16 protein-coding genes and 1 rRNA gene are annotated in these 23,184 nt (G+C 69.7%); 9 read left to right on the top strand and 8 right to left on the bottom strand.

The window, feature by feature from the left end:
- Positions 1-92 (top strand): 5S ribosomal RNA (rrf, locus tag ABZ463_RS36440); the annotation flags it as partial.
- A gap of 377 nt (positions 93-469) precedes the next feature.
- Here rrf and ABZ463_RS36435 read toward each other — a convergent pair.
- The 3 genes from ABZ463_RS36435 to ABZ463_RS36425 form a co-directional block, all read right to left on the bottom strand.
- A complete protein-coding gene (locus ABZ463_RS36435; protein ID WP_352008387.1) occupies positions 470-1,933 on the bottom strand; it encodes a phosphodiester glycosidase family protein in 1,464 nt (487 codons plus the stop codon).
- Positions 1,934-2,152: 219 nt separating this feature from the next.
- Positions 2,153-2,548, bottom strand: coding sequence for a cupin domain-containing protein (locus ABZ463_RS36430; protein WP_352008388.1), 396 nt, complete (start codon positions 2,546-2,548; stop codon positions 2,153-2,155).
- A gap of 9 nt (positions 2,549-2,557) precedes the next feature.
- Positions 2,558-4,183, bottom strand: coding sequence for a PucR family transcriptional regulator ligand-binding domain-containing protein (locus ABZ463_RS36425; protein ID WP_352008389.1), 1,626 nt, complete (start codon positions 4,181-4,183; stop codon positions 2,558-2,560).
- A gap of 196 nt (positions 4,184-4,379) precedes the next feature.
- On the opposite strand from ABZ463_RS36425, the gene ABZ463_RS36420 reads away from it, so the two are divergent.
- A complete protein-coding gene (locus ABZ463_RS36420) occupies positions 4,380-8,309 on the top strand; it encodes a HAMP domain-containing protein (RefSeq protein WP_352008390.1) in 3,930 nt (1,309 codons plus the stop codon).
- Positions 8,310-8,315: 6 nt separating this feature from the next.
- Here the strand turns inward: ABZ463_RS36420 and ABZ463_RS36415 are convergent, their stop codons facing one another.
- Positions 8,316-9,029 carry a TetR/AcrR family transcriptional regulator C-terminal domain-containing protein gene (locus ABZ463_RS36415; protein WP_352008391.1) on the bottom strand — a complete coding sequence of 238 codons (714 nt, stop codon included), beginning with the start codon at positions 9,027-9,029 and terminating at the stop codon, positions 8,316-8,318.
- A 507-nt stretch (positions 9,030-9,536) separates the two neighbouring features.
- Here ABZ463_RS36415 and ABZ463_RS36410 point away from each other — a divergent pair.
- From ABZ463_RS36410 to ABZ463_RS36395, 4 genes are all read left to right on the top strand, one after another.
- Positions 9,537-10,835 (top strand): aspartate aminotransferase family protein, encoded by a 1,299-nt coding sequence (locus ABZ463_RS36410; protein ID WP_362783645.1) that lies wholly within the window; start codon positions 9,537-9,539, stop codon positions 10,833-10,835.
- Entirely contained in the window at positions 10,832-12,343 is a 1,512-nt protein-coding gene (locus tag ABZ463_RS36405) for a CoA-acylating methylmalonate-semialdehyde dehydrogenase (protein WP_352008393.1), read from the top strand. The genes ABZ463_RS36410 and ABZ463_RS36405 overlap by 4 nt, the downstream gene beginning before the upstream one ends.
- A 121-nt stretch (positions 12,344-12,464) precedes the next feature.
- Positions 12,465-13,652, top strand: a complete 1,188-nt coding sequence (locus tag ABZ463_RS36400) for an extracellular solute-binding protein (protein ID WP_362783641.1) — start codon at positions 12,465-12,467, stop codon at positions 13,650-13,652.
- Between the two features lie 161 nt (positions 13,653-13,813).
- Entirely contained in the window at positions 13,814-15,040 is a 1,227-nt protein-coding gene (locus tag ABZ463_RS36395; RefSeq protein WP_362783638.1) for a saccharopine dehydrogenase C-terminal domain-containing protein, read from the top strand.
- A gap of 19 nt (positions 15,041-15,059) precedes the next feature.
- Here ABZ463_RS36395 and ABZ463_RS36390 read toward each other — a convergent pair whose 3' ends face one another.
- Together ABZ463_RS36390 and gabT are read right to left on the bottom strand one after the other, a co-directional pair.
- Positions 15,060-15,305 (bottom strand): hypothetical protein, encoded by a 246-nt coding sequence (locus tag ABZ463_RS36390; protein ID WP_352008396.1) that lies wholly within the window; start codon positions 15,303-15,305, stop codon positions 15,060-15,062.
- A gap of 179 nt (positions 15,306-15,484) precedes the next feature.
- Entirely contained in the window at positions 15,485-16,837 is a 1,353-nt protein-coding gene (gabT, locus tag ABZ463_RS36385; RefSeq protein WP_352008397.1) for a 4-aminobutyrate--2-oxoglutarate transaminase, read from the bottom strand.
- A 92-nt stretch (positions 16,838-16,929) separates the two neighbouring features.
- Here gabT and ABZ463_RS36380 point away from each other — a divergent pair, with 92 nt between their 5' ends.
- Entirely contained in the window at positions 16,930-18,417 is a 1,488-nt protein-coding gene (locus ABZ463_RS36380; RefSeq protein ID WP_362783634.1) for a PucR family transcriptional regulator, read from the top strand.
- Between the two features lie 16 nt (positions 18,418-18,433).
- Here the strand turns inward: ABZ463_RS36380 and ABZ463_RS36375 are convergent, their stop codons facing one another.
- Positions 18,434-19,060 (bottom strand): TetR/AcrR family transcriptional regulator, encoded by a 627-nt coding sequence (locus tag ABZ463_RS36375; protein ID WP_352008399.1) that lies wholly within the window; start codon positions 19,058-19,060, stop codon positions 18,434-18,436.
- Positions 19,061-19,274: 214 nt separating this feature from the next.
- Between ABZ463_RS36375 and ABZ463_RS36370 the strand changes: the two genes are divergently transcribed.
- Positions 19,275-20,702, top strand: a complete 1,428-nt coding sequence (locus ABZ463_RS36370) for an aldehyde dehydrogenase family protein (protein ID WP_362783630.1) — start codon at positions 19,275-19,277, stop codon at positions 20,700-20,702.
- A gap of 45 nt (positions 20,703-20,747) precedes the next feature.
- Here the strand turns inward: ABZ463_RS36370 and ABZ463_RS36365 are convergent, their stop codons facing one another.
- Entirely contained in the window at positions 20,748-21,866 is a 1,119-nt protein-coding gene (locus ABZ463_RS36365) for a hypothetical protein (RefSeq protein WP_352008401.1), read from the bottom strand.
- Positions 21,867-21,990: 124 nt separating this feature from the next.
- Here ABZ463_RS36365 and dxr point away from each other — a divergent pair, with 124 nt between their 5' ends.
- On the top strand, positions 21,991-23,175 hold the full coding sequence (gene dxr, locus ABZ463_RS36360) for a 1-deoxy-D-xylulose-5-phosphate reductoisomerase (RefSeq protein ID WP_352008402.1): 1,185 nt from the start codon (positions 21,991-21,993) through the stop codon (positions 23,173-23,175).
- Positions 23,176-23,184 lie beyond the last annotated feature (9 nt).

The raw sequence follows: 23,184 nt of genomic DNA, 5'->3' as shown, positions 1-23,184 counted from the left end.
CACCCGGTTACATTCCGAACCCGGAAGTTAAGCTCTTCAGCGCCGATGGTACTGCACCGGGGACGGTGTGGGAGAGTAGGTCGCCGCCGGACAATTTTTTGTGGGGGGTCATCCTTTGGGTGGCCCCCCTTTTTTTGTGCCTGGCTCCGGGGTTCTCAGGAGTGTTGTGGTGGGTGGGGTCGCGTTCCAGGCGGGGCGTTGAGCGCGTTTGGAGTTGGGGGTGGCCAGCGGCTGCCCCTTTTTTTGTTTGTGCCCGGCCCGGGAGTTTGTGCCTGGCCCGGGAGTGCGGGGGTGTTTGAGGGGCGGCGGGGGCCGCCCCTTTCTGGGTTTCGAGGGTGGGCGGTGGGAGGGTCGGGCGGGCGCCGTACGGGGTGTGCTCCGGTGCTTGGAGGACGGTGCCTGGTGCCTCCCCGTAGCGGAAATGACAACGCCCTGGTCGGAGCGACCAGGGCGTTGAAGTCAAACAGGGTCAGGGGGTGACGAACAGGCCGTCGCCGACCGGACGTTCGGCACCGTCCGAGGGCTGGTTGACGACCTTCCCACGGACCACCATCGCGCTCGATCCGCCTCCGTCGAGGTTGATGGCCTGCTTGGCGCCCAGCCAGCGCATCAACTGAGCGGCCTCGACCATCGACGCTCCCACGGTGACGCCCGGGATGCGGCCGTCGATGGTGGCCAGGATCAGTCCGCCGTTCTTGGTGACGCCCGCCATCGTCCGAGGGTGACGGCGGAGCATCATGTTGAGGGAGGCCTGCCCGTCGGCGAGAGCGGTGATGTGGATTCGGCCGTTCTTGACCAGGCCTACGCCGCCCGCCATGACGTATGTCTCGGGGGTGAGGGGAACGGCCCGCCGGGTCCGCAGATCGATGACCTTGGTGTCCACCTTCACCGTCGCGGTCTCCGCGGCGTGTTCGAGCAGCCAGTCGGACATGAGGCCGGTGCCGTGCAGTACGGAGAAACCGCGCGGGACGACGCCACCCGCCTGACGGGCCGAGACGACCCTTCCCTGGGGGTCGATCACGGCCTCGGTGCCGCCGTCGGCCGCGGTCTTGGTGCCGAACTCCTCGGTGTAGAGGACGAGTTCGTCGGCGGCCGGCGCCCGGTTGACTCCCTGGATCGCGGTCTTCTCCCCGTCGGATGAAGTGGCTGTGACAGCCGACCTCAACTCGGTGATCTTGACCTTCCTGCCGTTCAGGATCAGTCCGGTCCGGCCTTCCACGGCCTCGCTGAGGAGTTTGCCGCCGACCACGGAGATCCCCATCGGATCTCCCTTGATCTCCTTGACCGTGTGGATGTTGAAGAAGCCGCCGTTGACGCCGGCGATGGCACCGACGAGCTTGCCCATCGAACTGGTGGTCTCGCGCTTGGCGATGGACTTGCCGATGCTCGTTTTGAACGATCCCCGGAAGGTTCTGGGGTCGATCGTCAGCACACGCAGGTTCCAGGGGCCGGTCGTCTCCAGGCCGTCGTCACCGAGGTAGTCGGCCTTGGCCTTGATGTCGAATCCCTTGAGTTCCTTGACCACCTTGTCCGCCTCGGCGCGCTTCTTGAACGGCCACTGCCCGACGCGGACCAGATAGCGTTCCACGGAGGGGGCGTCAGCGGCGGCGGGTTGGACGACCTTCTGGACCTCCGGGGTGAATCCGGCGGACTCGACCTCGGAGGCCTTCGCCTGGGCGGTGGCCAGACTGCCGTCCTCGTGCCCGTTGGGCATCAGCACGGCCACGGTCCAGCCCTGGGTGGATGTGCCGTGCCTTACGGTGAAAAGGTCGACTCCGGGGGCCACGTTGCGTTGCTTCGTCACCGGGGCCACTCGTTCGCCGAGCGGGAACGCCGAGGAGGGGAAGGGCAGGGTCGCCTGTCCCGCCTGGGCGGGCATCGCTGTCGCTACGAGTGTGATGGCGGAAAGCCCGACGACGAGACGTCGTGACATGAATATCTCTCCCCGTTGGTGATCAGACTGCGGCGTACCATCGTGCCGAAGATCTACCTACCGGGGTGGGCGAAACACGCTAAACGTATTGAGAAAGTGTTCTTTCCCACACGGTGTCTTTGCGGGCGAAGCCCCTCAGACCCTCTGTTACGCGAGGGACCTGCGCCAAGCGAATGGGCCGTATGGAAATCCACTTTCCATACGGCCCGTAGCCGGGACTCAGGACACGGAGTGATACACCTTGCGAAGGGTCTCGTGGACGATCCAGGTCGTTTTGGTCCCTGCGGAGAGCAGGCAGACCGAGCCCGGAGTGAGTTCGATGCTGGTGCCGTTCTCGACTTCGAGGGTCGCGCGGCCGGCCAGGACCACGAAGATCTCGTCGTTCTCCACGTCGGTCACGGTTCCGGGGGTTATCTCCCAGATTCCCCGGCTCTGCGAGCCGTCGGGCGACGACCAGAGCTCCACGGAGGAGACCTGGGGCGAGCCCGCGAGGATCTGGGCGGGGTCCAGCTCGTCGGGCGACAGCCGTACGTCTCCGGCGGGGACGGCGAAGACGCCTGCGGCGCCGACCATGCGGGCAAGGTCGGCGGCCTCGGGGACGAGGATCTCGGGCATGGGGGCCTTTCAGGTGCGGGGGTTGTCTCTCCGGAACGACTCCAGCGCCAGAAGCGCCACGTGGAGGGAGAGACAGGACTCGACATCGTCCAGGTCGATGTCGAGAACACGTTCCAGCCTACGGAGCCGGTCGTAGAAGGCGGGCCTCGACAGGTGGGCCTTCTGCGCGGCGACGGCCTTGTTGCGGCCCGCGGCCAGGTAGACGCGCAGGATTCCGGTCAGGTCGCCGCCGCGCTGGGCGTCGTGGGCCAGCAGGGAGCCGAGCTCGCGTTCGGCGAAGGTCTGCAGGCGGGCGTCGTCCCGGAGCAGGTGCAGAAGGCCACGTAGACGCAGGTCCGGCAGCCGGTAGAAGGGGCGTCCGTCGGGTTGTCTGACGGCCACGTCCGCGACCTGCTCGGCTTCGAGGAAGCTGCGCCGTACGTCGCGGAGCGAGTCGACCACGGATCCGGCGGCCAGGACGAAGGGTGTGGCGAAGGTCATTCGCAGGCGGTCGGCGAGTGCGGTCAGCGAGGGCTCGGCGAGGGTCCGCGGGGGCAGGGGGAGCAGGACGCCGACGCGGTCCTGGTCCAGGGCGCCGACAAGGGCGGGGAGGCGGGCGTCGCGGCAGGCGGAGGCGGCGGCCTCGGCCAGCTCGTCGAGCCTCACGAGCCGCTCCTGCCCTTCGAGGGAGTCGTCCTGTGGATCACACAGGCGTAGCACCACGCTGATCAGCTTGCGTCCGGTGAGCGGCACGCCGACCGCCCTGGCGCGGGCGGCGGCCTCCTCCGGGTCGGCGTAGGAGTGGGTCAGGATGCCGGTGATGATCGTGCCGTGGGCCTGGCGCTCAAGGGACTCCTGGTGGCGTTCCAGCAGGCGGCCCAGGGCGAGGGTGGTCGCGGCGCGCTCGGCGAGCACGACGTCACGCGGCCCCGGGATGCCCTCGCAGAGCAGGATCAGGCGGCCCCAATCCTGGCCGCGCGCGCCGACCGTGGTGACCAGCCAGCCGGAGGAGGAGTCGTAGGCGGTCCTGCCCTCGGGGGCGACCGCCCGTGAGCGGGTCTCCCAGCTGGCCAGCAGCGTCCCGGTGTCGCGGCCCGCCGTCTCACAGGCGAGCACCTGGTGGGCGAGGTTCTCCAGCAGCACGGGGCGCCCGGAGAGGCGTGCGACCTGGCTGAGGACCTCCGCCGGGGAGGCGCCCTCGACCGACAGCTCGGTGAACACCTCGTGGAGCTGCTCCGAGGCGCGCAGCTCCTCAAGCTGGATGTCGATGATCCTGGCGTGCACCGACTCGGTGATCTGCACGAAGGGGGTCTCGCGGGCGAGAGTGACCAGGGGCAGGCCGTGCTTCTCCGCGGCGTTGATCACCGATCGGGGCAGCTCCCTGATGAACTTGCGGCCCAGTTCGACGATCAGGCCGGACGCGCCGACGGCGGCCAGCTCGGCGACGTAGGCCGTCAGGCCCTCCTGGTCGTCGGGCAGCGCGATGCCGGTGGTGAGAACGAGTTCTCCGCCGCGCAGCAGGTGGGCGATGTCGGTGACCTCGCCGACGTGGACCCAGCGGACCCGGGTGCCGAGCCGGTCGGCTCCCGCGACCACCCGTGGGTTGCCCCGGCGGACGGTGTCCAGGGCGAGAACGTCGGCGATGGTTGGGAGCACTCGTTGAGAGTATCCGATCAGCCTGTAAGTTAGAATGCCGCCTGCTTTACAGCCTGAAAGGTCAACTCCCTCTTTGAGTGGACCTTTCTCTGCGTTCAGGCGGATTTCCCGCCTAATCATCAACCGCCCGGCCTCCCCGTCCACTGGCCTTAGGATGACTTGACCTTTTCTCGGCCGAACGAACGCGGTGGTGAACATGGTTGAGACTACGGACGGAACGAGACGTGGTTCCACACAGGCCGCCGGTGTGGAGGAGCTCGATCTGCGTCAGCTTCTGGCGGGGCTCACCGCCGTACGGGACGGTGACTTCGGCACCCGGTTGCCCGACGAGGGCGACGGTCTGCTCAAGGAGATCGCCACCGTCTTCAACGGGATGGTGGACCAGCTCTCCCTGTTCACCTCCGAGGTGACGCGGGTGGCCCGTGAGGTCGGGACCGAGGGCCAGCTGGGCGGGCAGGCCGAGGTGCCCGGCGTCTCCGGCACCTGGAAGGACCTCACCGACTCGGTCAACGCCATGGCGGGCAACCTGACCGACCAGGTCCGTGACATCGCCCAGGTCGCCACCGCCGTGGCCACCGGTGACCTCTCGCAGAAGATCACGGTGGACGTCCGAGGCGAGATCCTGGAGCTGAAGAACACCCTGAACACGATGGTGGACCAGCTGTCGTCGTTCGCCGACGAGGTGACGAGGGTGGCCCGTGAGGTCGGCACGGAGGGGCGGCTCGGCGGGCAGGCGGAGGTGACCGGCGTCGCGGGGACCTGGCGTGACCTGACCGACTCGGTGAACTTCATGGCGGGAAACCTCACCGACCAGGTGCGCAGCATCGCGCAGGTCACCACGGCGGTGGCCAGGGGTGACCTGTCGCAGAAGATCACGGTCTCCGCGCGGGGGGAGATCCTGGAGCTGAAGAACACCATCAACACGATGGTCGACCAGCTCTCCTCCTTCGCCGACGAGGTGACGAGGGTGGCCCGTGAGGTGGGTACCGAGGGGCGGCTCGGCGGCCAGGCGGACGTCAAGGGCGTCTCCGGCACCTGGCGCGACCTGACCGACTCGGTGAACTACATGGCGGGCAACCTGACCGACCAGGTACGGAACATCTCCCAGGTGGCGACCGCGGTGGCCAGGGGTGACCTGTCGCAGAAGATCACGGTCTCCGCGCGGGGGGAGATCCTGGAGCTGAAGGACACCATCAACACGATGGTGGACCAGCTGTCGTCCTTCGCCGACGAGGTGACGAGGGTGGCCCGTGAGGTCGGCACGGAGGGGCGGCTCGGCGGCCAGGCGGACGTCAAGGGCGTCTCCGGCACCTGGAAGGCGCTCACCGAGTCGGTCAACGTCATGGCCGACAACCTCACCGCGCAGGTGCGCAGCATCGCCGAGGTCACCACCGCGGTCGCCAAGGGCAACCTGTCGCAGAAGATCCGGGTCGACGCCAGGGGGGAGATCCTGGAGCTGAAGGACACCATCAACACGATGGTGGACCAGCTGTCGTCGTTCGCCGCGGAGGTCACGCGGGTGGCCCGTGAGGTCGGCAGCGAGGGGAGGCTCGGCGGCCAGGCGGAGGTCGAGGGCGTCTCGGGCACCTGGAAGCGGCTGACCGAGAACGTCAACGAGCTCGCGGGCAACCTCACCCGTCAGGTCCGTGCGATCGCCGAGGTGACCAGCGCCGTGACCTCGGGCGATCTGACCCGTTCCATCACCGTGGACGCCTCGGGGGAGGTGGCCGAGCTCAAGGACAACATCAACTCCATGGTGAAGTCCCTGCGGGAGACCACCCTGGCCAACCAGGAGCAGGACTGGCTCAAGTCCAACCTGGCCCACATCTCCGGTCTCATGCAGGGTCACCGTGATCTCGCCGTCGTGGCCGAACTGGTGATGAACGAGCTGGCCCCGCTGGTCCGCGCGCAGCATGGCACGTTCCTGCTCGCCGAGGAGGCGGGTGGCCGCTCGGAGCTGCGGGTCGTCGGCGGCTACGGTCATCGGGACACCAGCCGCCGCTACGGCTTCGGGGAGTCGCTGGTGGGGCAGGCGGCCCTGGCCAAACGCCCCATCCTGGTCGAGGACATCGCCGACGGCTATCTCACGATCTCCTCAAGCCTGGGGGCGGCAGGGCCGGTCAACCTCATCATCCTGCCGATCATCGTCGAGGATCAGGTGCTCGGGGTGATCGAGCTGGCCAGCCTGAACAGGTTCACCCCGGTGCACCGGGCCTTCCTCGAACAGCTGGTCGGCACCATCGGCGTCAACGTCAACACCATCGTCGCCAACGCCCGTACCGACTCCCTGCTCGCCGAGTCGCAGCGCCTGGCCACGGAACTGCAGATGGGGCAGGAGGAACTCCAGCGTTCCAACGCCGAGCTTGAGGAGAAGGCCGAGCTGCTCGCCCGGCAGAACCGCGACATCGAGACGAAGAACAGGGAGATCGAGCAGGCCCGCCAGGAGCTTGAGGAACGCGCCAAGCAGCTCGCCCTGGCCTCCAAGTACAAGAGCGAGTTCCTGGCGAACATGAGTCACGAACTGCGCACCCCGCTCAACTCGCTGCTGATCCTGGCCCAGCTGCTGGCCCAGAACCCGGCCCGCAACCTCACCGCCAAGCAGGTGGAGTACGCCAACGTCATCCACTCGGCAGGCACCGACCTGCTGCAGCTGATCAACGACATCCTCGACCTGTCCAAGATCGAGGCCGGCAAGATGAACGTCAGCGTCGAGCCGCTGCCGCTGCGGCGCCTGCTCGACTACGTCGAGGCCACCTTCAGACCGCTGACCACGGAGAAGGGTCTCAGGTTCGACGTCACCATCGCCCCGGACGTGCCCGGAGAGCTGCTCATGGACGAGCAGCGGCTGCGCCAGGTGGTGCGCAACCTGCTGTCGAACGCGGTGAAGTTCACCGAGAGGGGCTCGGTCGGGCTGCGCATCGAGCTGATCGAGGAGACCGACCTGCTGGGGGTCCCGGGCCAGGAGGTGCTCGCCTTCCACGTCGTGGACACCGGGATCGGCATCGCCGAGGAGAACCTCTCCCAGATCTTCGACGCCTTCCAGCAGGCCGACGGGACCACCAGCCGCAGATACGGCGGCACCGGTCTGGGACTGTCCATCAGCCGTGAGATCGCGGCCCTGTTCAAGGGCGAGATCAGGGCGGTCAGCGTCCTGGGGCAGGGCAGCACCTTCAGCCTCCGGCTGCCGGTCGCGGACGTCGCCCCCCGCGGCCGTGACGTTCCGGCCGCCGGGCCCGTGGCGAGGGCGGTCGTCCCGCCGGGGGAGGAACAGGCCGGTGGGGAGGGGCGCCGCCTGCTCGTCGTCGAGTCACGCCGGGGCGGGCTGCTGTCCCAGCTCGCCGAGAGCGTCGCGGCCGACCTGGACGAGACGCACGGGCCGGTCAGGGTGGCCACGGCCAACGACCCCGTCACCGCGGTCGAGGCCCTGAGGCGGGACGACCATCACTGCATCGTGCTCGACCTCGGGATGTGGCAGGACGGGGCTGCGGAGTTCCTGCGCGGGCTTGAGGAGGACCCGGTGCTGCGTGAGCTGCCCGTGCTCGCCCACCACACCCGCACGCTCACCCGGCCGCAGGAGGACCTTCTCAAGGGTCGTTCGAATCCCCAGCCTCTGGAGCTCCTGCCGAGTCTCGACGAACTGCGCGAGCGCATCACGCTGCACCTGTCGGCCCAGGCGCGCGGCGCGGTTCTGCCACTGGTACGGCCTGACCTGGACGAGCGGCCCCACGCGCTCCGGGAGGCGGACGCCGTACTGGCCGACAAGAAGGTGCTGGTGGTCGATGACGACGTGCGCAACGTCTTCGCGCTGACCAACATCCTGGAACTGCACGGCATGCGGGTGCTGTACGCGGAGAACGGCCGCAAGGGCATCGAGATGCTGTCGTGCAACGAGGACGTCGACCTGGTCCTGATGGACATCATGATGCCGGAGATGGATGGTTACGCGGCCACCGCGGCCATCCGCAAGATGCCGCGCTTCGCGGACCTGCCGATCATCGCGGTCACGGCCAAGGCCATGCAGGGCGACCGGGAGAAGACACTGTCGGCGGGGGCGAGCGACTACGTCACCAAACCCGTCGACGCGCAGGAGCTGCTCACCCGCATCCAGCAGTGGATGTCGCCGTGAGCCCCCTCATCGCTGCTTGAGGCGCGCTTCGAGGCCGTCGAGGAAGCAGGTGAGCCCGAAGTCGAAGTTGACGGCGCGGAGGGCCTGCTGGTCGAGGTCGGCGTACTCGGAGTAGCGGGCGGCCAGTTCGGGATAGTCGTTCGCGGCACGGGTCACGATGTCCGTCATCGCCTTGACCAGGTCCTGCTCGTTCAGCCCGGATCGCCTGGTGGCGGACCGCCAGGCGATCTCCGGCAGGGTCGTGCCCAGCACGTAGGCCATCATCGTCGAGGCGGCGTGGTCCAGGCCCATGCCGGTGAACCCCGCCTTGGCGAAGGTGCGCATCAGCCCGTCGGACAGGCGCATGGCGTTGGGGCCGATGCTGGGCATGGTGCCGATGAGCACCGCGGACCAGGGATGGGCGAAGAGCGCCTGGCGCACACCGTAGGCGAAGGCCGAGGCCGCGTCGCGCCAGCCGCTCGTCTCCGGGTCGAACGGCGGGACCTCGCTGAAGACCTCGTCGAGGACGAGTTCGAGAAGGTCGTCCTTGTTGGCCACGTGCCAGTAGATGCTCGTGGCCCCCGCCCCGAGTTTGGTGCCCAGGCGGCGCATGCTCAGCGCCTCCATCCCCTCGGCGTCGAGGATCTCCATGGCCGCGCGCACGATCTGCGCCCGGCTCAGCGTCGGGCTCTTCGAAGGACGCTTCTCACGGGTCCACACCGAGGACAGGGGCTGTTCCACATCCCTAAGCATACGGCTGATAATACGGTGTTCGATTTATCGCACAATGTGCGAGTGTCGAGGGCGGGCATCCGAGGGTGAGAGGGATGTCACGGAAGGGTGCCAAAAATTCATGTATTTCAGATTGTTTAAGTGGGAAATATGGGCGACGATGGTTCATGAGTCGCCCGAGCCCGTGGAGGTGGACATGGCCGGCACAGCCCGCGTCTGGCGAACGTCCGGGCGTGCCGGTGCGAGGGCCCGTGGCGTTCGGGGCCTTCGTGGCTCAGGCGACTCACGGCGTCCCGGTCTGGCCGGGGCCGCCTCCTCCGAGAAGCCCGGGCGGGGAACCTGGGGGGTGCTCCGCCCGGCATCCTGTACGGCTTGCGCCAACCGTCGCAGGGCGCAAGCCGTACAGGAACTCGGAGGTAGGACTGGAACGGCGTTCTAACAACATGACGGCTTTGCCGGTCATATCCCGACAGTCTGGTGGTTTGAGCAGGTGAGGTAACCCGACATACTCGTTGTATGTCGGACCTTTTTGCACGCCACCGCGCGGTAATGCCCAACTGGTTGGCCCTCTACTACAACGAGCCCATCGAGATCGTCGGCGGCAAGGGCAACCGGGTCGTCGACGCCTCCGGTAAGAGCTATCTGGACTTCTTCGCGGGCATCCTGACCAACATGATCGGCTACGACGTGCCCGAGGTGCGCGAGGCCGTGGAACGTCAGCTCGCGACCGGCGTGGTGCACACCTCCACGGTCTATCTGCTCCGCGGCCAGGTCGAGCTCGCCGAGAAGATCGCCCGGCTCTCCGGCATCGAGAACGCCAAGGTCTTCTTCACCAACTCGGGCACCGAGGCCAACGAGACCGCGCTGCTGCTGGCGACCTACGCCCGCCGGTCCGACCAGGTCCTGGCCATGCGGCAGAGCTACCACGGCCGCTCCTTCGGGGCGATCAGCGTGACGAGCAACCGCTCCTGGAAGAACAACTCCCTGTCGCCGCTGAACGTGCACTTCCTGCACGGCGCCGACCGGCACCTGACCCAGTTCCGCGGCCTGTCCGACGCCGACTACATCGCCGCCTGCGTGGACGACCTGCGCCACGTGCTCGCCACCTCCGTCGGAGGCGACGTGGCCGCGCTGATCGCCGAGCCGATCCAGGGGGTCGGCGGCTTCAGCATGGCGCCCGACGGGCTGTTCGCCGCCTACAAGGAGGTCCTCGACGCCGAGGGCGTCCTGTTCATCTCCGACGAGGTGCAGACCGGCTGGGGCCGTACCGGTTCGGCGTTCTTCGGCATCCAGAACCACGGCGTCACGCCGGACATGATGACCTTCGCCAAGGGGCTCGGCAACGGCTTCGCGGTCGGCGGCGTCGTGGCGCGGGGTGACCTGATGGACGGCCCGCACGCGGCCGGCCTCGCCACCTTCGGCGGCAACCCGATCTCCATGGCCGCCGCCAACGCCACCCTCGACTACGTGCTCGACCACGACCTGCAGGCCAACGCAGCCAGGACCGGCGCTCTGATCATCGACGGGCTCAGGCATGCCGCGCCGCGTCTGCCGATCGTCGGCGACGTGCGGGGCAAGGGCCTGATGTTCGCCGTCGAACTGGTCGACCCGGCGACCGGGGCACCCTCTCCCGCGATCGCGGCCAGGTTCATGGAGGAGACGAAGAAGGCGGGCCTGCTGGCGGGCAAGGGCGGCCTGTACGGCAACGTGCTGCGGATGGCCCCGCCGCTCACCCTGACCCAGGACGAGGCCGCCGAGGGCCTCGGGATCATCGTCAACGCGCTCGAAACCGTCAACGCCGAGGTCACGTCGTGAAGAACATCACCCACTGGATCGACGGCGCCCTCACCGAGGTTCCCGAGGCGGGCCGTACGTCGGAGATCTTCGACCCGGCGACCGGCCGGGTGGCCGGGCACGTCCACCTGGCCTCGACGGAGGAGGTGGACGCGGCCGTCGCCTCGGCCGTGGCCGCCTACCCCGCATGGAGGGACTCCTCGCTGGTCAAGCGCTCACAGGTGCTCTTCCGCTTCCGTGAGCTCCTGAACGCCAACCGTGACGAGCTGGCCCGGCTCATCTCGGCCGAGCACGGCAAGGTCCACTCCGACGCGCTGGGCGAGGTCGCCAGGGGCATCGAGGTCGTCGAGTTCGCCTGCGGCATCCCGCACCTGCTCAAGGGCGGCTTCTCCGAGGGCGTCTCGACCCGGGTCGACTCCTACTCGATCCGTCAGCCGCTGGGCGTCGTCGCGGGCATCACCCCGTTCAACTTCCCGGCCATGGTGCCGATGTGGATGTTCCCGATCGCGATCGCGGCGGGCAACGCCTTCATCCTGAAGCCCTCGGAGCGGGACCCGTCCGCCTCCCTGCTGCTGGCCGGGCTCTGGAAGGAGGCGGGGCTGCCCGACGGTGTCTTCACCGTGCTCCAGGGTGACAAGGTCGCGGTCGACCGGCTGCTTGAGCACCCCGACGTGCGGGCAGTCTCGTTCGTCGGCTCGACCCCGGTCGCCCGTTACGTCTACGAGACCGGCAGTGCGGCGGGCAAGCGGGTACAGGCGCTCGGCGGCGCGAAGAACCACATGCTCGTGCTGCCCGACGCCGACCTCGACCTCGTCGCCGACGCGGCGGTCTCGGCGGGCTTCGGCTCCGCGGGGGAGCGGTGCATGGCGATCTCCGTCGTGCTCGCCGTCGACCCGATCGGGGACGAGCTGGTCGACAAGATCGTCTCCCGAGTCTCGGCGCTGACCGTCGGCCCCGGCGACGACCCGGCCTCCGAGATGGGACCGCTGGTCACCGGGGCACACCGCGACAAGGTGGTCTCCTACCTCGACCTGGGGGTGTCAGAGGGGGCCAAGCTCGTCGTGGACGGCCGCCTGACCCCGGTGCGCGGTGGCACGACGGCCGAGGAGACCCCCGGTTTCTGGCTCGGCCCGACGGTCCTGGACCACGTCCCGGCCGACTCCCGCGTCCATCGCGAGGAGATCTTCGGGCCGGTGCTGTCGATCGTGCGCGTCTCCTCCTACGAGGAGGGGCTCGGCCTGATCAACAGCGGTGAGTACGGCAACGGCACCGCCGTCTTCACCAACGACGGCGGCGCGGCCAGGCGCTTCCAGAACGAGGTCGAGGTCGGCATGGTCGGCATCAACGTGCCGATCCCGGTGCCGATGGCCTTCTACAGCTTCGGCGGCTGGAAGGCGTCACTGTTCGGTGACAGCCACGTCCACGGCACGGAGGGCGTGCACTTCTACACCCGGGGCAAGGTCGTCACCTCCCGCTGGCTCGACCCGAGCCACGGTGGGGTCAACCTCGGATTCCCGACCAACCGGTAGCCGCGCGGGCGGTGACGGGACGGCCCCGCGGGAAGATCTCCCGTGGGGCCGCTCCGTATGTGGACGGGGCTCCGCGGGCGGCCGATAGGCTCCGGACAGATCGAGTCGTAGGGGGAGCTGCGTGAGCGGGGACAGGTTCCGGCGTACACGTCTCGGCGCACTGGCCGGTGTTGTGGCCCTGACGGTCTGTCTCCCGGTCGCGACGGCCCCCGGCGCGCTCGCCCGGCGGGCGGCCGTTCAGGACACGCGGTCCCCGACACCGAGCCCGAAGCCTTCGGCGTCGATCGGCAGGGGGGAGGGCACCCTGCAGGTGCTCACCTACCAGGGCCACGTCGAGTACGGCGGCGCGACCGCGAGCGCCGACTGGCTCTCGCCCTTCGAGAAGCTCACCGGCTGCAGGGTCAGCAGGCTCGACCGGGTCCACTCCGGCGAGGAGATGGCGGAGAAGGTCCGTTCGGCCTCCTACGACGTGATCTCGGCCTCCCCCGACCTGGCCGGCAGGCTGATCGCGGACGGCGCGGTCAGGCCGCTGGACACCACGCTCCTGCGGTCCTACAAGGACATCCCCCGGCGGCTGCGTGAACTGCCCGCCACCCGGGACGCGAGCGGCAAGGTCTACGGAGTCCCCTATCTGTGGGGGACCAACCAGGTCATACGCGAGCCCGGCGCCCCCGACGGGCCGGACGCGGTCTACCGGACGGAGCAGTCGGCCGTCAGGGACACCCCGCTGAGCATCGCCGACGCCGCCCTGGCACTCAGGCGGACCAGGCCGGAGCTGGGGGTCAAGGACCCCTACCAGCTCACCCCCGCCCAGCTCGACGCCGCCGTCGGGCTGCTGGCCGAGCACGACGGGCCCCGCCGGGTGTACTGGACGAGCACCCTGGAGGTGATCCAGGCCTTCTCGACGGGGGAGGCGCACGTGGCCCAGGCGCTGCCGTACCACCTGGATCTCTTCGAGCGCGCGGGCAGGACGGTCGAGCGGGAGAAGGGGCCGGTGACCGGGTGGGCCGACGCCTGGATGGTCGGGACCGGCGCCACCAGCCCGAACTGCGCCTACAAGTGGCTCAACTGGGTCGGCTCCGCGGACACGCAGCACTCGGCCGCAGCCTGGACGGGGCTGGCCCCCGCCAACGTCAAGGCCTGCGACGGCGAGGTCCGGAGGCTGTGCGACGCCTACCACGCGCGTGACGACCGCGAGCTCGGGAGTGTCCTCTTCGCCACGCGTCCGACGAAGGACTGCGGTGGTTCGGGTGGGGAATGCACTGACTACACCGAATGGGAAAAAAGGTGGAAGGACCTGGTGAAGTGAGCGGGGCGGCCACCGCCCGCGGCTGAACGGGACGTCCCCCTCCGTCCATGTGTGAGGCGGCCACGGTTTCCGTGGGGGCGTCCGTCACCCGCGACGAATCCGGTGGTGAAATCACGTCCCGAATATCGACTGGTTGACCAGTCAGTGGATAGGATCCCGCCATGAGAATCCTTCTTGTGGGAGCGGGCGGGGTCGGCTCGGCCGTCGTCCCCATCGCGGCGCGCCGAGATTTCTTCGAACACATCGTGGTGGCCGACTCTCAACAGAGCCGGGCCACCGCCGCGGTGGCCAGAGCCGGTGACCCGCGGTTCAGCGCGATCACGCTGGACGCCTCCGACCAGGAGGCGGTCGAGGCCGCCCTGGCCGGGCACCGCTGCGACGTGCTCCTCAACGCCGTCGATCCGCGTTTCACCATGCCGCTGTTCAGGGCCGCGCTCAACGCGGGGGCGGACTACCTGGACATGGCGATGTCGCTGTCCCGCCCCCACCCGGGCAGGCCGTACGAGCTGCCGGGGGTGAAGCTCGGTGACGAGCAGTTCGCTCTGACCGGGCGGTGGCGGGACAGAGGTCGCCTCGCGCTGGTCGGCATGGGGGTCGAACCGGGGCTGGCCGACGTGTTCGCGCGCTACGCGGCCGAGCACCTCTTCGAGAGCATCGAGGAGATCGGTGTCCGCGACGGGTCGAACCTGGTGGTCGAGGGCTACGACTTCGCGCCGACCTTCTCCATCTGGACGACCATCGAGGAGTGCCTGAACCCTCCTGTGGTCTGGGAGGACGGCGCCTGGCACACCACCGAGCCGTTCAGCGAACCCGAGGTGTTCGACTTCCCCGAGGGGATCGGCCCCGTCGAGTGCGTCAACGTCGAGCACGAGGAGGTCCTGCTCGTGCCGCGCTGGATCGACGCCGGGCGGGTGACGTTCAAGTACGGTCTCGGCGAGGAGTTCATCGGCGTCCTGAAGACCCTGCGCAAGCTCGGCCTGGACAACGCGGGCAAGATCCGGGTCGGCGGTGTCGAGGCCTCACCGAGGGACGTGGTCGCCGCGGCCCTGCCCGATCCGGCGACGCTCGGCGAGCGGATGCGCGGCAAGACGTGCGCGGGCACCTGGGTGAAGGGCGTCGGCAAGGACGGCGCGCCCAGGGAGGTCTACCTGTACCACGTGGTGGACAACGCGTGGTCGATGCGGGAGTACGGCTGCCAGGCCGTGGTGTGGCAGACGGCACTGCACCCGGTGGTCGCGCTCGAACTGCTGGCGAGCGGGGTCTGGGCGGGCTCGGGGGTGCTGGGACCCGAGGCGTTCGACGCGGTGCCGTTCCTGGACCTGCTCGATGACTACGGCTCGCCGTGGAGGATGCGGGAGCAGACGCACGGGGCGCTGCTGTCCGCCTGAGACGGCGCGGAGGCGAGCCTCAGAAGAAGGCCGCGCGGCGGGGCAGGTGGTAGATGTTCTCCTCGGTCTCCTGGACCAGTGCCTCGGCGCACTCGTCGCAGGCGAACAGCGGGGAGTCGTTGGGCAGCCTGCCGATCCTGATCCTTGGCCGGGGCCATCTCTTGTGGCAGGTAACACAGGCGTCGCCCTCGCACTGAGCCCGGGTGAGGCCCTCCGGGTCGAACGTCGCCGTGATCCGTGCCGCCCTGGTATGCCGCCAGTCCATCACGTCTCCCGTCTTGATCGCGAAGTCTTATACCGGAACCGTTATAACGCCGTTTCCGTCCGTGATCAGTGTGGTAAGTGTCAAGCGGTGGTTAAATCACTCCCTGTGCGCCTTCCATAACGCAATAAAAGGGGCACCCAGTCTTAAGCCGGGTGCCCCTTTTGCGGTGATCCAAACCGTTAGATCTCGCTGATGATCTTCTCCAGGATCGTCAGTCCCTCTTCGAGCAGGTGGTCGGGCATGACCAGCGGCGGAAGGAATCTCAGAACGTTGCCGTAGGTGCCGGCGGTCAGCACGAGCAGCCCCTCCGCGTGGCACCTGGCGGCGATCTCGCCGGCCGCCGTCGGGTGCGGCTCCTTGGTGCCGGGGACGACCAGCTCGATCGCGATCATGGCGCCCCGGCCGCGCACGTCACCGATCACCGGGTTGCGCTCCGCCACGGCCCGCAGCCGGGGGAGCATGACCTCGCCGATGTGACGGGCCCTGCCGGTCAGGTCCTCGGCCTCGATGGTCTCGATCACACCCAGCGCCGCCTCACAGGCCAGCGGGTTGCCGCCGTAGGTGCCGCCGAGACCGCCGACGTGGACCTTGTCGAGCAGTTCGGCCCTGCCGGTGACGGCCGACAGGGGCAGGCCGCCCGCGATGCCCTTGGCGGTGACGATGATGTCGGGGACGACGCCCTCGTCCTCACAGGCGAACAGGTGGCCGGTGCGCGCGAAACCGGTCTGGACCTCGTCGGCGATGAAGACGATGCCGTTCTCCCGGCAGAACTCCGCGATCCTGGGCAGGAAGCCCTTGGCCGGCTCGATGAAGCCGCCCTCGCCCGCGATCGGCTCGATCACCACGGCGGCCACGTTCTGCGCGCCGATCTGCTTGCCGATCTGGTCGATCGCCTGGGCCGCGGCCTCCTCGGCGCAGTTCTCCGGGCCGGTCGGCCAGCGGAAGGGGTAGGCCAGCGGCATCCGGTAGACCTCGGGGGCGAACGGCCCGAACCCGTGCTTGTACGGCATGCTCTTGGCCGTCAGCGTCATCGTCAGCAGCGTGCGGCCGTGGTAGCCGTGGTCGAAGACGACGACCGCCTGGCGCCCCGTGGCGTGCCGCGCCACCTTGACCGCGTTCTCCACGGCCTCGGCGCCGCTGTTGAGCAGGAAGGTGCGCTTCTCGTGGTCACCCGGGGTCAGCTCGTTGAGCCTCTCGCAGACCCGGACGTAGGACTCGTAGGGAGTGACCATGAAACAGGTGTGCGTGAAGTCCGCGACCTGCCTGGTCACCCGCTCGACCACGCGCGGGGCGGAGTTGCCCACGCTGGTCACCGCGATGCCGGAGCCGAAGTCGATCAGTGAGTTGCCGTCGGCGTCGACGACCACACCGCCCCCGGCCTGCGTCACGAAGACGGGCAGCGTGGTGCCGATGCCCGGAGGAACGGCGGCCTGCTTGCGCGCGAACAGCTCGCGGGATTTGGGGCCGGGAATCTCGGTGACGACCCGGCGCTCCTGAGGAAGCGAGGGGCCGCCCTGGGTGACGGTGCTCATGCTGTGACGGTATGTCGCGCGTACCGGGATGCGGATGATGCACTATGGCAAAATTACCGACGGCACTCTTGCCGTAACGTACAAATCCGGGGGTGATCGTGGCACCGACGCTCCGCACCGTCGTGCGGCGTCTGCCGCTCAAACTCGCCGTGCTGGCCGGGCACGACGCGCTCGACAGCCGGGTCCGCTGGGTCGCGGTCAGCGAGCTTGAGGACCCCACCCCCTTCCTTGAGGGCGGCGAACTGGTGCTGACCACCGGTATGCGCCTGCACGAGGCGGACGCGGCCCCCTACGTCGGCAGGCTCGTGGCCAGGAACGTCACCGGTCTCGGCTTCGGCGTCGGCCTCGGGCACGAGGAGATCCCCGCCGGGCTGGTCGAGGCCGCGGCGCTGGCGGGCCTGCCGCTGATCGAGGTGCCCCGCGACACCCCGTTCGTGGCCATCAGCAAGCTGGTCAGCGACCTGATCGCCGCCGAGCAGTACGAGGAGATCAGCCGCGCCTTCGCCGCCCAGGGACGCCTGACCCGCGCCGCGCTCCGCCCGGAGGGGGCCGCCGCGGTGATCGACCGCCTGGCCCACGAACTGGGCGGCTGGGCCGCACTGCTCGACGAGGCGGGGGCCGTACGGCACGCGGCGGGCAGGGACGCCTCCCAAGTCACCAGGCTGCTGCCCGAACTGGAGCGGCTCAGGAAACCCGCGGGACGCGGTGCCCCGGCGAGCCTGGCACTGTCCACCCCGGCCGAGCACATCGTCGTGCAACCACTCGGCGCCCGCCGGGTCAGGGGGTTCTTCGCGGTCGGCGCGGAGCGGCCGTTCACACCGGTCGCGCACACCGTGGTCAACGCCGCCGGGTCGCTGCTGACGCTGGCCATCGAGCACGGCAGGGAACATCTGGCCGCCGAGCGCAGGATCCGCGCGGCCGTGCTGCGGTTGCTGCTGGCCGGGCAGGCCGAGGCAGGGCGGGAGGTCCTGGACCTGCTGGGGGAGACGTTGCCCGTGGACCGGCTGGTCGTGCTGGCCGTCCGCGGAGACCGGGAGGCGGTGCTCGACGCCGTCGCGGCGGGCTTCGCCGGGGCCCCCACCGGAGTCTTCGCCGCGCCGGACGCGGAGCGGGTGGTCGTCCTCGCCCCCGAGGGCCTCGCGGACGAGGTGGCCCAGGCACTCGCCGAGTACGGCGAGGTCGGTCTCGGCGCCCCGGTCGGTCTCGACGACCTGCACGCCGGACTCGGCCAGGCGGACCGGGCACTGGCCGCGGCCGGTCGCGGCACCGAGCGTGTGACGCGCTTCGCCGACCTGGCGGGCCAGGGTCTGCTGTCCCTGCTGGACGCCGAGGCGGCCGAGGCGTTCTCCGCCGCGCTGCTCGCCCCCCTGCGCGAGTACGGCTCGCGCGCCGACCTGCTGGAGTCCCTGCGCGCCTACCTGGCCTGTAACGGCCACTGGGACGCCGCCGCGCAACGGCTCGGCGTGCACCGGCACACCCTGCGTTACCGTATGCGCCGTGTCGCCGAGCTTCTCGGCCGCGACCTCGACGACCCCGGCGCCCGCGCGGAGCTCTGGGTCGCGCTGACCACGGCGGGATGACCACGTCCTCCGCAGGTCACGGCTTCTCGGTCAGATAACGGGAGATGGTGGCGTAGGTGACCGCGTTGTAGGTCTCGCCGTCCCGCAGGTGACCCGACCGCTCCAGGCTGATGGCGCCCTGCGCGGCGGCCCAGAGGGCGTCGGCGATCCTCCTGGGCTGGGTCGGGATGATGTATCCGGCGGAGATGCAGTCCGCGATCACCCGGTCGAGGATGTTGAGCGCGGCCCTGGCCAGGGTCCTGGCCCGCTCACTCGGCACGAAACCGGGGATGGCCCGCTCGAACATCAGGGCGTAGTAACCGGGCTCGGCCAGGGCGGCCTCCCGGTAGGCGGGACCGAGCGCGGTGAGGTGCTCAAGGGCGTTCCTGCGCGGAGGCACGGCCTCAAGGCGCCGTCTGAACCGCTCGAACCCCTCAAGGTAGAGCGCCTCGGCCAGCCCTTCCTTGCTGCCGAACATGGTGTAGACGACCGTCGTCGAGCACCCGGCCTCGGTGGCGATGCGGCGCATCGACAGGCTTTCCGGGCCGACGGTGACGAGAAGCTGACTGGCCACGTCGAGGAGCCGTCCGCGAAGCTCGTCCTGGCCCGCCCGTTCGCCGAGGTGATAGGCACCCTGCAGCCCGCGCGGCGCCGGAGAGGTCATGCGGCCACGCCCTTCCGCTGTGAGGGAGTTGCAACCGTGACTTAGCCAGAGCGAAGATCGTTCAAACCGTCGTCATATAGGAATATCCATAAAGCGGGCCGGTTTCGTTACAGCCCCCAAGAGAGAAGAGGACATACGGAACGGCGCATCGCGCTGACCGTCTTGTACGCCCTGGAGTAACGCCCCGTCGCGGCGGTTGGCATACCGTCTGAGCATGGACGTGCGCCCCTTCTGGCTCGCCGGCCGTCCCGCCACCGGGGACGCCGAGCTCACCGTGACCAACTCACACGACGGCCGTGTCGTCGGCCTCTGCTCAGTGCCGACGGCCGACCAGGTCGAGGAGGCCGTCGCAGCGGCGGTGGCCGTGCGCGGGCAGGCCGCCGCGCTCCCCATCCACGTGCGGGCCGACGCCCTCGCCCACGTCTCGCGCCGCCTGGCCGAGCGCGCCGAGGAGCTCGCCCGGCTGATCATGGAGGAGAACGGCAAGCCGATCTTCTGGGCCCGTGGCGAGGTCAACCGCGCGATCTCCACCTTCAGGTTCGCGGCCGAGGAGACCCGCAGGCTCAGCGGCGAGGTCATGCGCCTGGACACCGAGGCCGGCTCCGCGGGCCGTCTCGCCTACATCTCGCGCGTCCCGCACGGCCCGGTCCTGGCGATCACGCCGTTCAACTTCCCGCTCAACCTGGTGGCCCACAAGGTCGCCCCCGCCATCGCGGTCGGCGCGCCGGTCATCGTCAAGCCGGCCCCCGCGACCCCGCTCTCCGCCCTGGTGCTCGGCGAGATCCTGGCCGAGACCGACCTGCCCGAGGGCATGTTCTCCGTGCTGCCGGTGCCCAACGACCGCGCGGGCGCCCTGGTCGAGGACCCGCGCCTGCCGGTGGTCTCCTTCACCGGCTCCGGCCCCGTCGGTTACGCGATCATGGACCAGGTGCCGCGCAAGCACGTCACCCTGGAGCTCGGCGGCAACGCCGCCGCGGTCGTGCTCGCCGACGCCGACCTCGACTGGGCGGCTTCGAGGGTCGCGCTGTTCTCCAACTACCAGGCCGGGCAGAGCTGCATCGCCGTCCAGCGTGTGATCGTCGAGGAGTCCGCGCGTGAGGACTTCCTGGCCAGGCTGGTGCCCGCGGTCGAGGCCCTGGTCGTCGGCGACCCCGCCGACGACCGGACCCAGGTCGGGCCGCTGGTCTCGGTCGAGGCCGCGGAGCGCGTCGAGCAGTGGGTCAAGGAGGCCGTGGCGGCCGGTGCCCGGCTGCTGGCGGGCGGCACCCGCGAGGGCGCGACCGTCGCCCCGACCGTGCTCGCCGACGTCCCGCACGACGCCAAGGTCTCCTGCGAGGAGGTCTTCGGCCCGGTGATGATCGTCCAGTCGGTCTCCGGCGTGGACGAGGCGTTCGCCACGGTCAACGACTCCAAGTACGGTCTGCAGGCCGGGGTGTTCACCCGCAACCTGGACGTCGCCTTCCGCGCCAACCGCGAACTTGAGGTGGGCGGCGTGGTCATCGGGGACGTTCCGTCCTACCGCGCCGACCAGATGCCCTACGGCGGCATCAAGGAGTCCGGCGTCGGCCGCGAGGGCATCCGCTCCGCCATCGCCGACTTCACCTACGAGAAGGTCATGGTCCTGACCGGGCTCTCCCTGTAGGCCCCAGAGAGGTACGGCCCGCACCCTGGGGCGCGGGCCGTACCCTCATGATCTCTGGGCGACGGCGTAGAGCCGTCTGGCGGTCTCACCGAAGTAGGGGCCGTACATCGTGCCGCGGTCGTCGCTGTACTTGAAGCTGCTCACCGAGGTGACCGTGCCGTGCCCGGTCACGGGGTCGAAGCCGCTCAGCCAGGGGCCGCCGCTCGACCCGGCGGTCATGTCGCAGCGCAGGCCCTGGTCGCTGGTCTGGCCGTGCGGGTCGTCACGGACCGTCCCCGCGCAGAAGACCAGGTTCTCGCCGTCGTAGGGCAGGTCGGCGGGGAAGCCGAAACCGTGGGTCTGACGGCCCCTGGCGGTGTCGAAGGCGATGTCCTGGACGCCGACGACCTCGGCCAGGTGCCTGCCGCCCCGCGGGTTGACCGCGACCATGCCGATGTCGTGGCTGTCGTCACCGCCCCGCGCCCACGCGCCCGTCACGAACATGCGCCGGGCCGTGAATTGCCCGTACGGCCGTCGCCCCCGGTCGTAGCCGGGCACGAAGACCCAGTTGTCCGCCCACGCGCCCGTGCCGTTCTTGACGCAGTGGCCCGCGGTGACGACCAGGTCCGCGTTGGCGCTCCTGACCGAACTCGCCGAGCACACGAAGTCGGTCCCGCCGAGGGTCATGAACACGCGCCCCGTCGTACGGGCGACCTGCCCGCCCGCGCCCCAGCGTGCACCGCCGACCCGCGCGCCGTACCGGGTGCGGGTCGCGCCCGGCGGGGCCTTGACGGACCGCACGGCGGACCTTCCGCCGGGTCTCGCGGCGAGTCTCACGACGGAGGGTCTCGTGCCGGGCGTTTCGAAGGAGGCCTTCAGCCCGAGCAGGCCGGTGACCGCGCCGAGCACGCCGGTCACCGGCCCGAGCAGGCCGATGGGGGCGGCGGCGGCCATCCGGCGGGGCGTCCAGTAGGCGAGCACACGGCGCTGCTCGGCGGAGTTTCCCGCGCCCGTGTGCCCGGCGACGCCGGTGTCGTCTCCACCCGGGGTCGCCGGCTGTGCGAGGTGTTCGGCCAGTCCGTGCGAGGTCTGCCGGTGTTCGGGGGCCGTCGTGCCGGTCGCGGGGGCGCCGAGCAGCCCGGCGACGAGCACGGCACCCAGGAGCAGGGGGAGGCTCGAAGTCATGGGCCGAGTTTGCACTACCAGATGTGTTCTTGTTGCTACTTTCGGTGAAAGTCGAGGGTTGTCGGCGCTCTGCGTACCCTCGGCGGCGGTCCGACCGGGAGGGGCCATCCGGGAGAATGGGCCCGTGCAGCCAGACACCACGCGTTCGGTCGCCCTGCTCGGCTCTACCGGCTCGATCGGGACCCAGGCCCTCGACGTCATCGCCCGCAATCCCGCCCGGTTCCGGGTCGTGGCCCTGGCCGCGGGGGGTGGCAGGGTCGACCTGCTGGCCCGCCAGGCGGCCGAGTTCGGGCCCGACGTGGTGGCCGTCGCCGATCCGGCCGCCCTGCCCGAGTTGCGGCGGGCACTGGCCGGGCACGGGGTGAGCCCCACGGTCCTGGCCGGGCCAGAGGGGGTCGCCGAGGCGGCGGCCTGGCCGTCCGACGTGGTCCTCAACGGCGTCACCGGGGCGCTCGGACTGACCTCGACGCTGGCCGCGCTTGAGGCGGGCCGGGTGCTCGCCCTGGCCAACAAGGAGTCGCTGATCATCGGCGGTCCCCTGGTCAAAAGGCTGGCCAAACCCGGGAGACTGCTGCCGGTCGACTCCGAGCACTCCGCCCTGGCCCAGTGCCTGTGGGCCGCGGGTCCGCAGGGGCCGGACGCCTCCGCCGTACGGCGGCTGGTCGTCACCGCCAGCGGCGGCCCCTTCCGCGGCAGGCCGAGGGAGCAGCTCACCGGGGTGACCCCGGAGCAGGCCCTGGCGCATCCGACCTGGTCGATGGGGCCCGTCGTCACGGTGAACTCCGCCACACTCGTCAACAAGGGCCTTGAGGTCATCGAGGCCCATCTGCTCTTCGACATCGGCTTCGACCGGATCGAGGTGGTGGTCCACCCGCAGTCGGTCGTGCACTCGATGGTCGAGTTCGTCGACGGCTCGGTCGTCGCCCAGGCCAGCCCGCCCGACATGCGGCTGCCGATCGCGCTGGCCCTCGGCTGGCCGGAACGGGTCCAGGCCGCGGCTCCTCCGGTCGACTGGACCAGGGCCCACACCTGGACCTTCGAGCCCCTCGACGACGAGGCGTTCCCCGCCGTCGCACTGGCCCGTCACGTCGGCTCCGCGGGGGGTACGGCCCCGGCCGTCTACAACGCCGCCAACGAGGTCTGCGTCGAGGCCTTCCTCACCGGACGGCTGCCGTTCACCGGCATCGTGGACACCGTGGCCGCGGTCGTCTCCGAGCACGCCGTGACCTCGGCGGAGACGGTCGCAGAGGTGCTGGACGCTGACGAATGGGCACGGATTCGGGCACGGGAGCTCACGGCTACTGCCTAGACTGGAGAT

Origin of the sequence: Streptosporangium sp. NPDC020145, assembly GCF_040631275.1 — a bacterium.
Classification (GTDB): domain Bacteria; phylum Actinomycetota; class Actinomycetes; order Streptosporangiales; family Streptosporangiaceae; genus Streptosporangium.
This window is presented reverse-complemented; position numbering and strand designations above follow the sequence as displayed.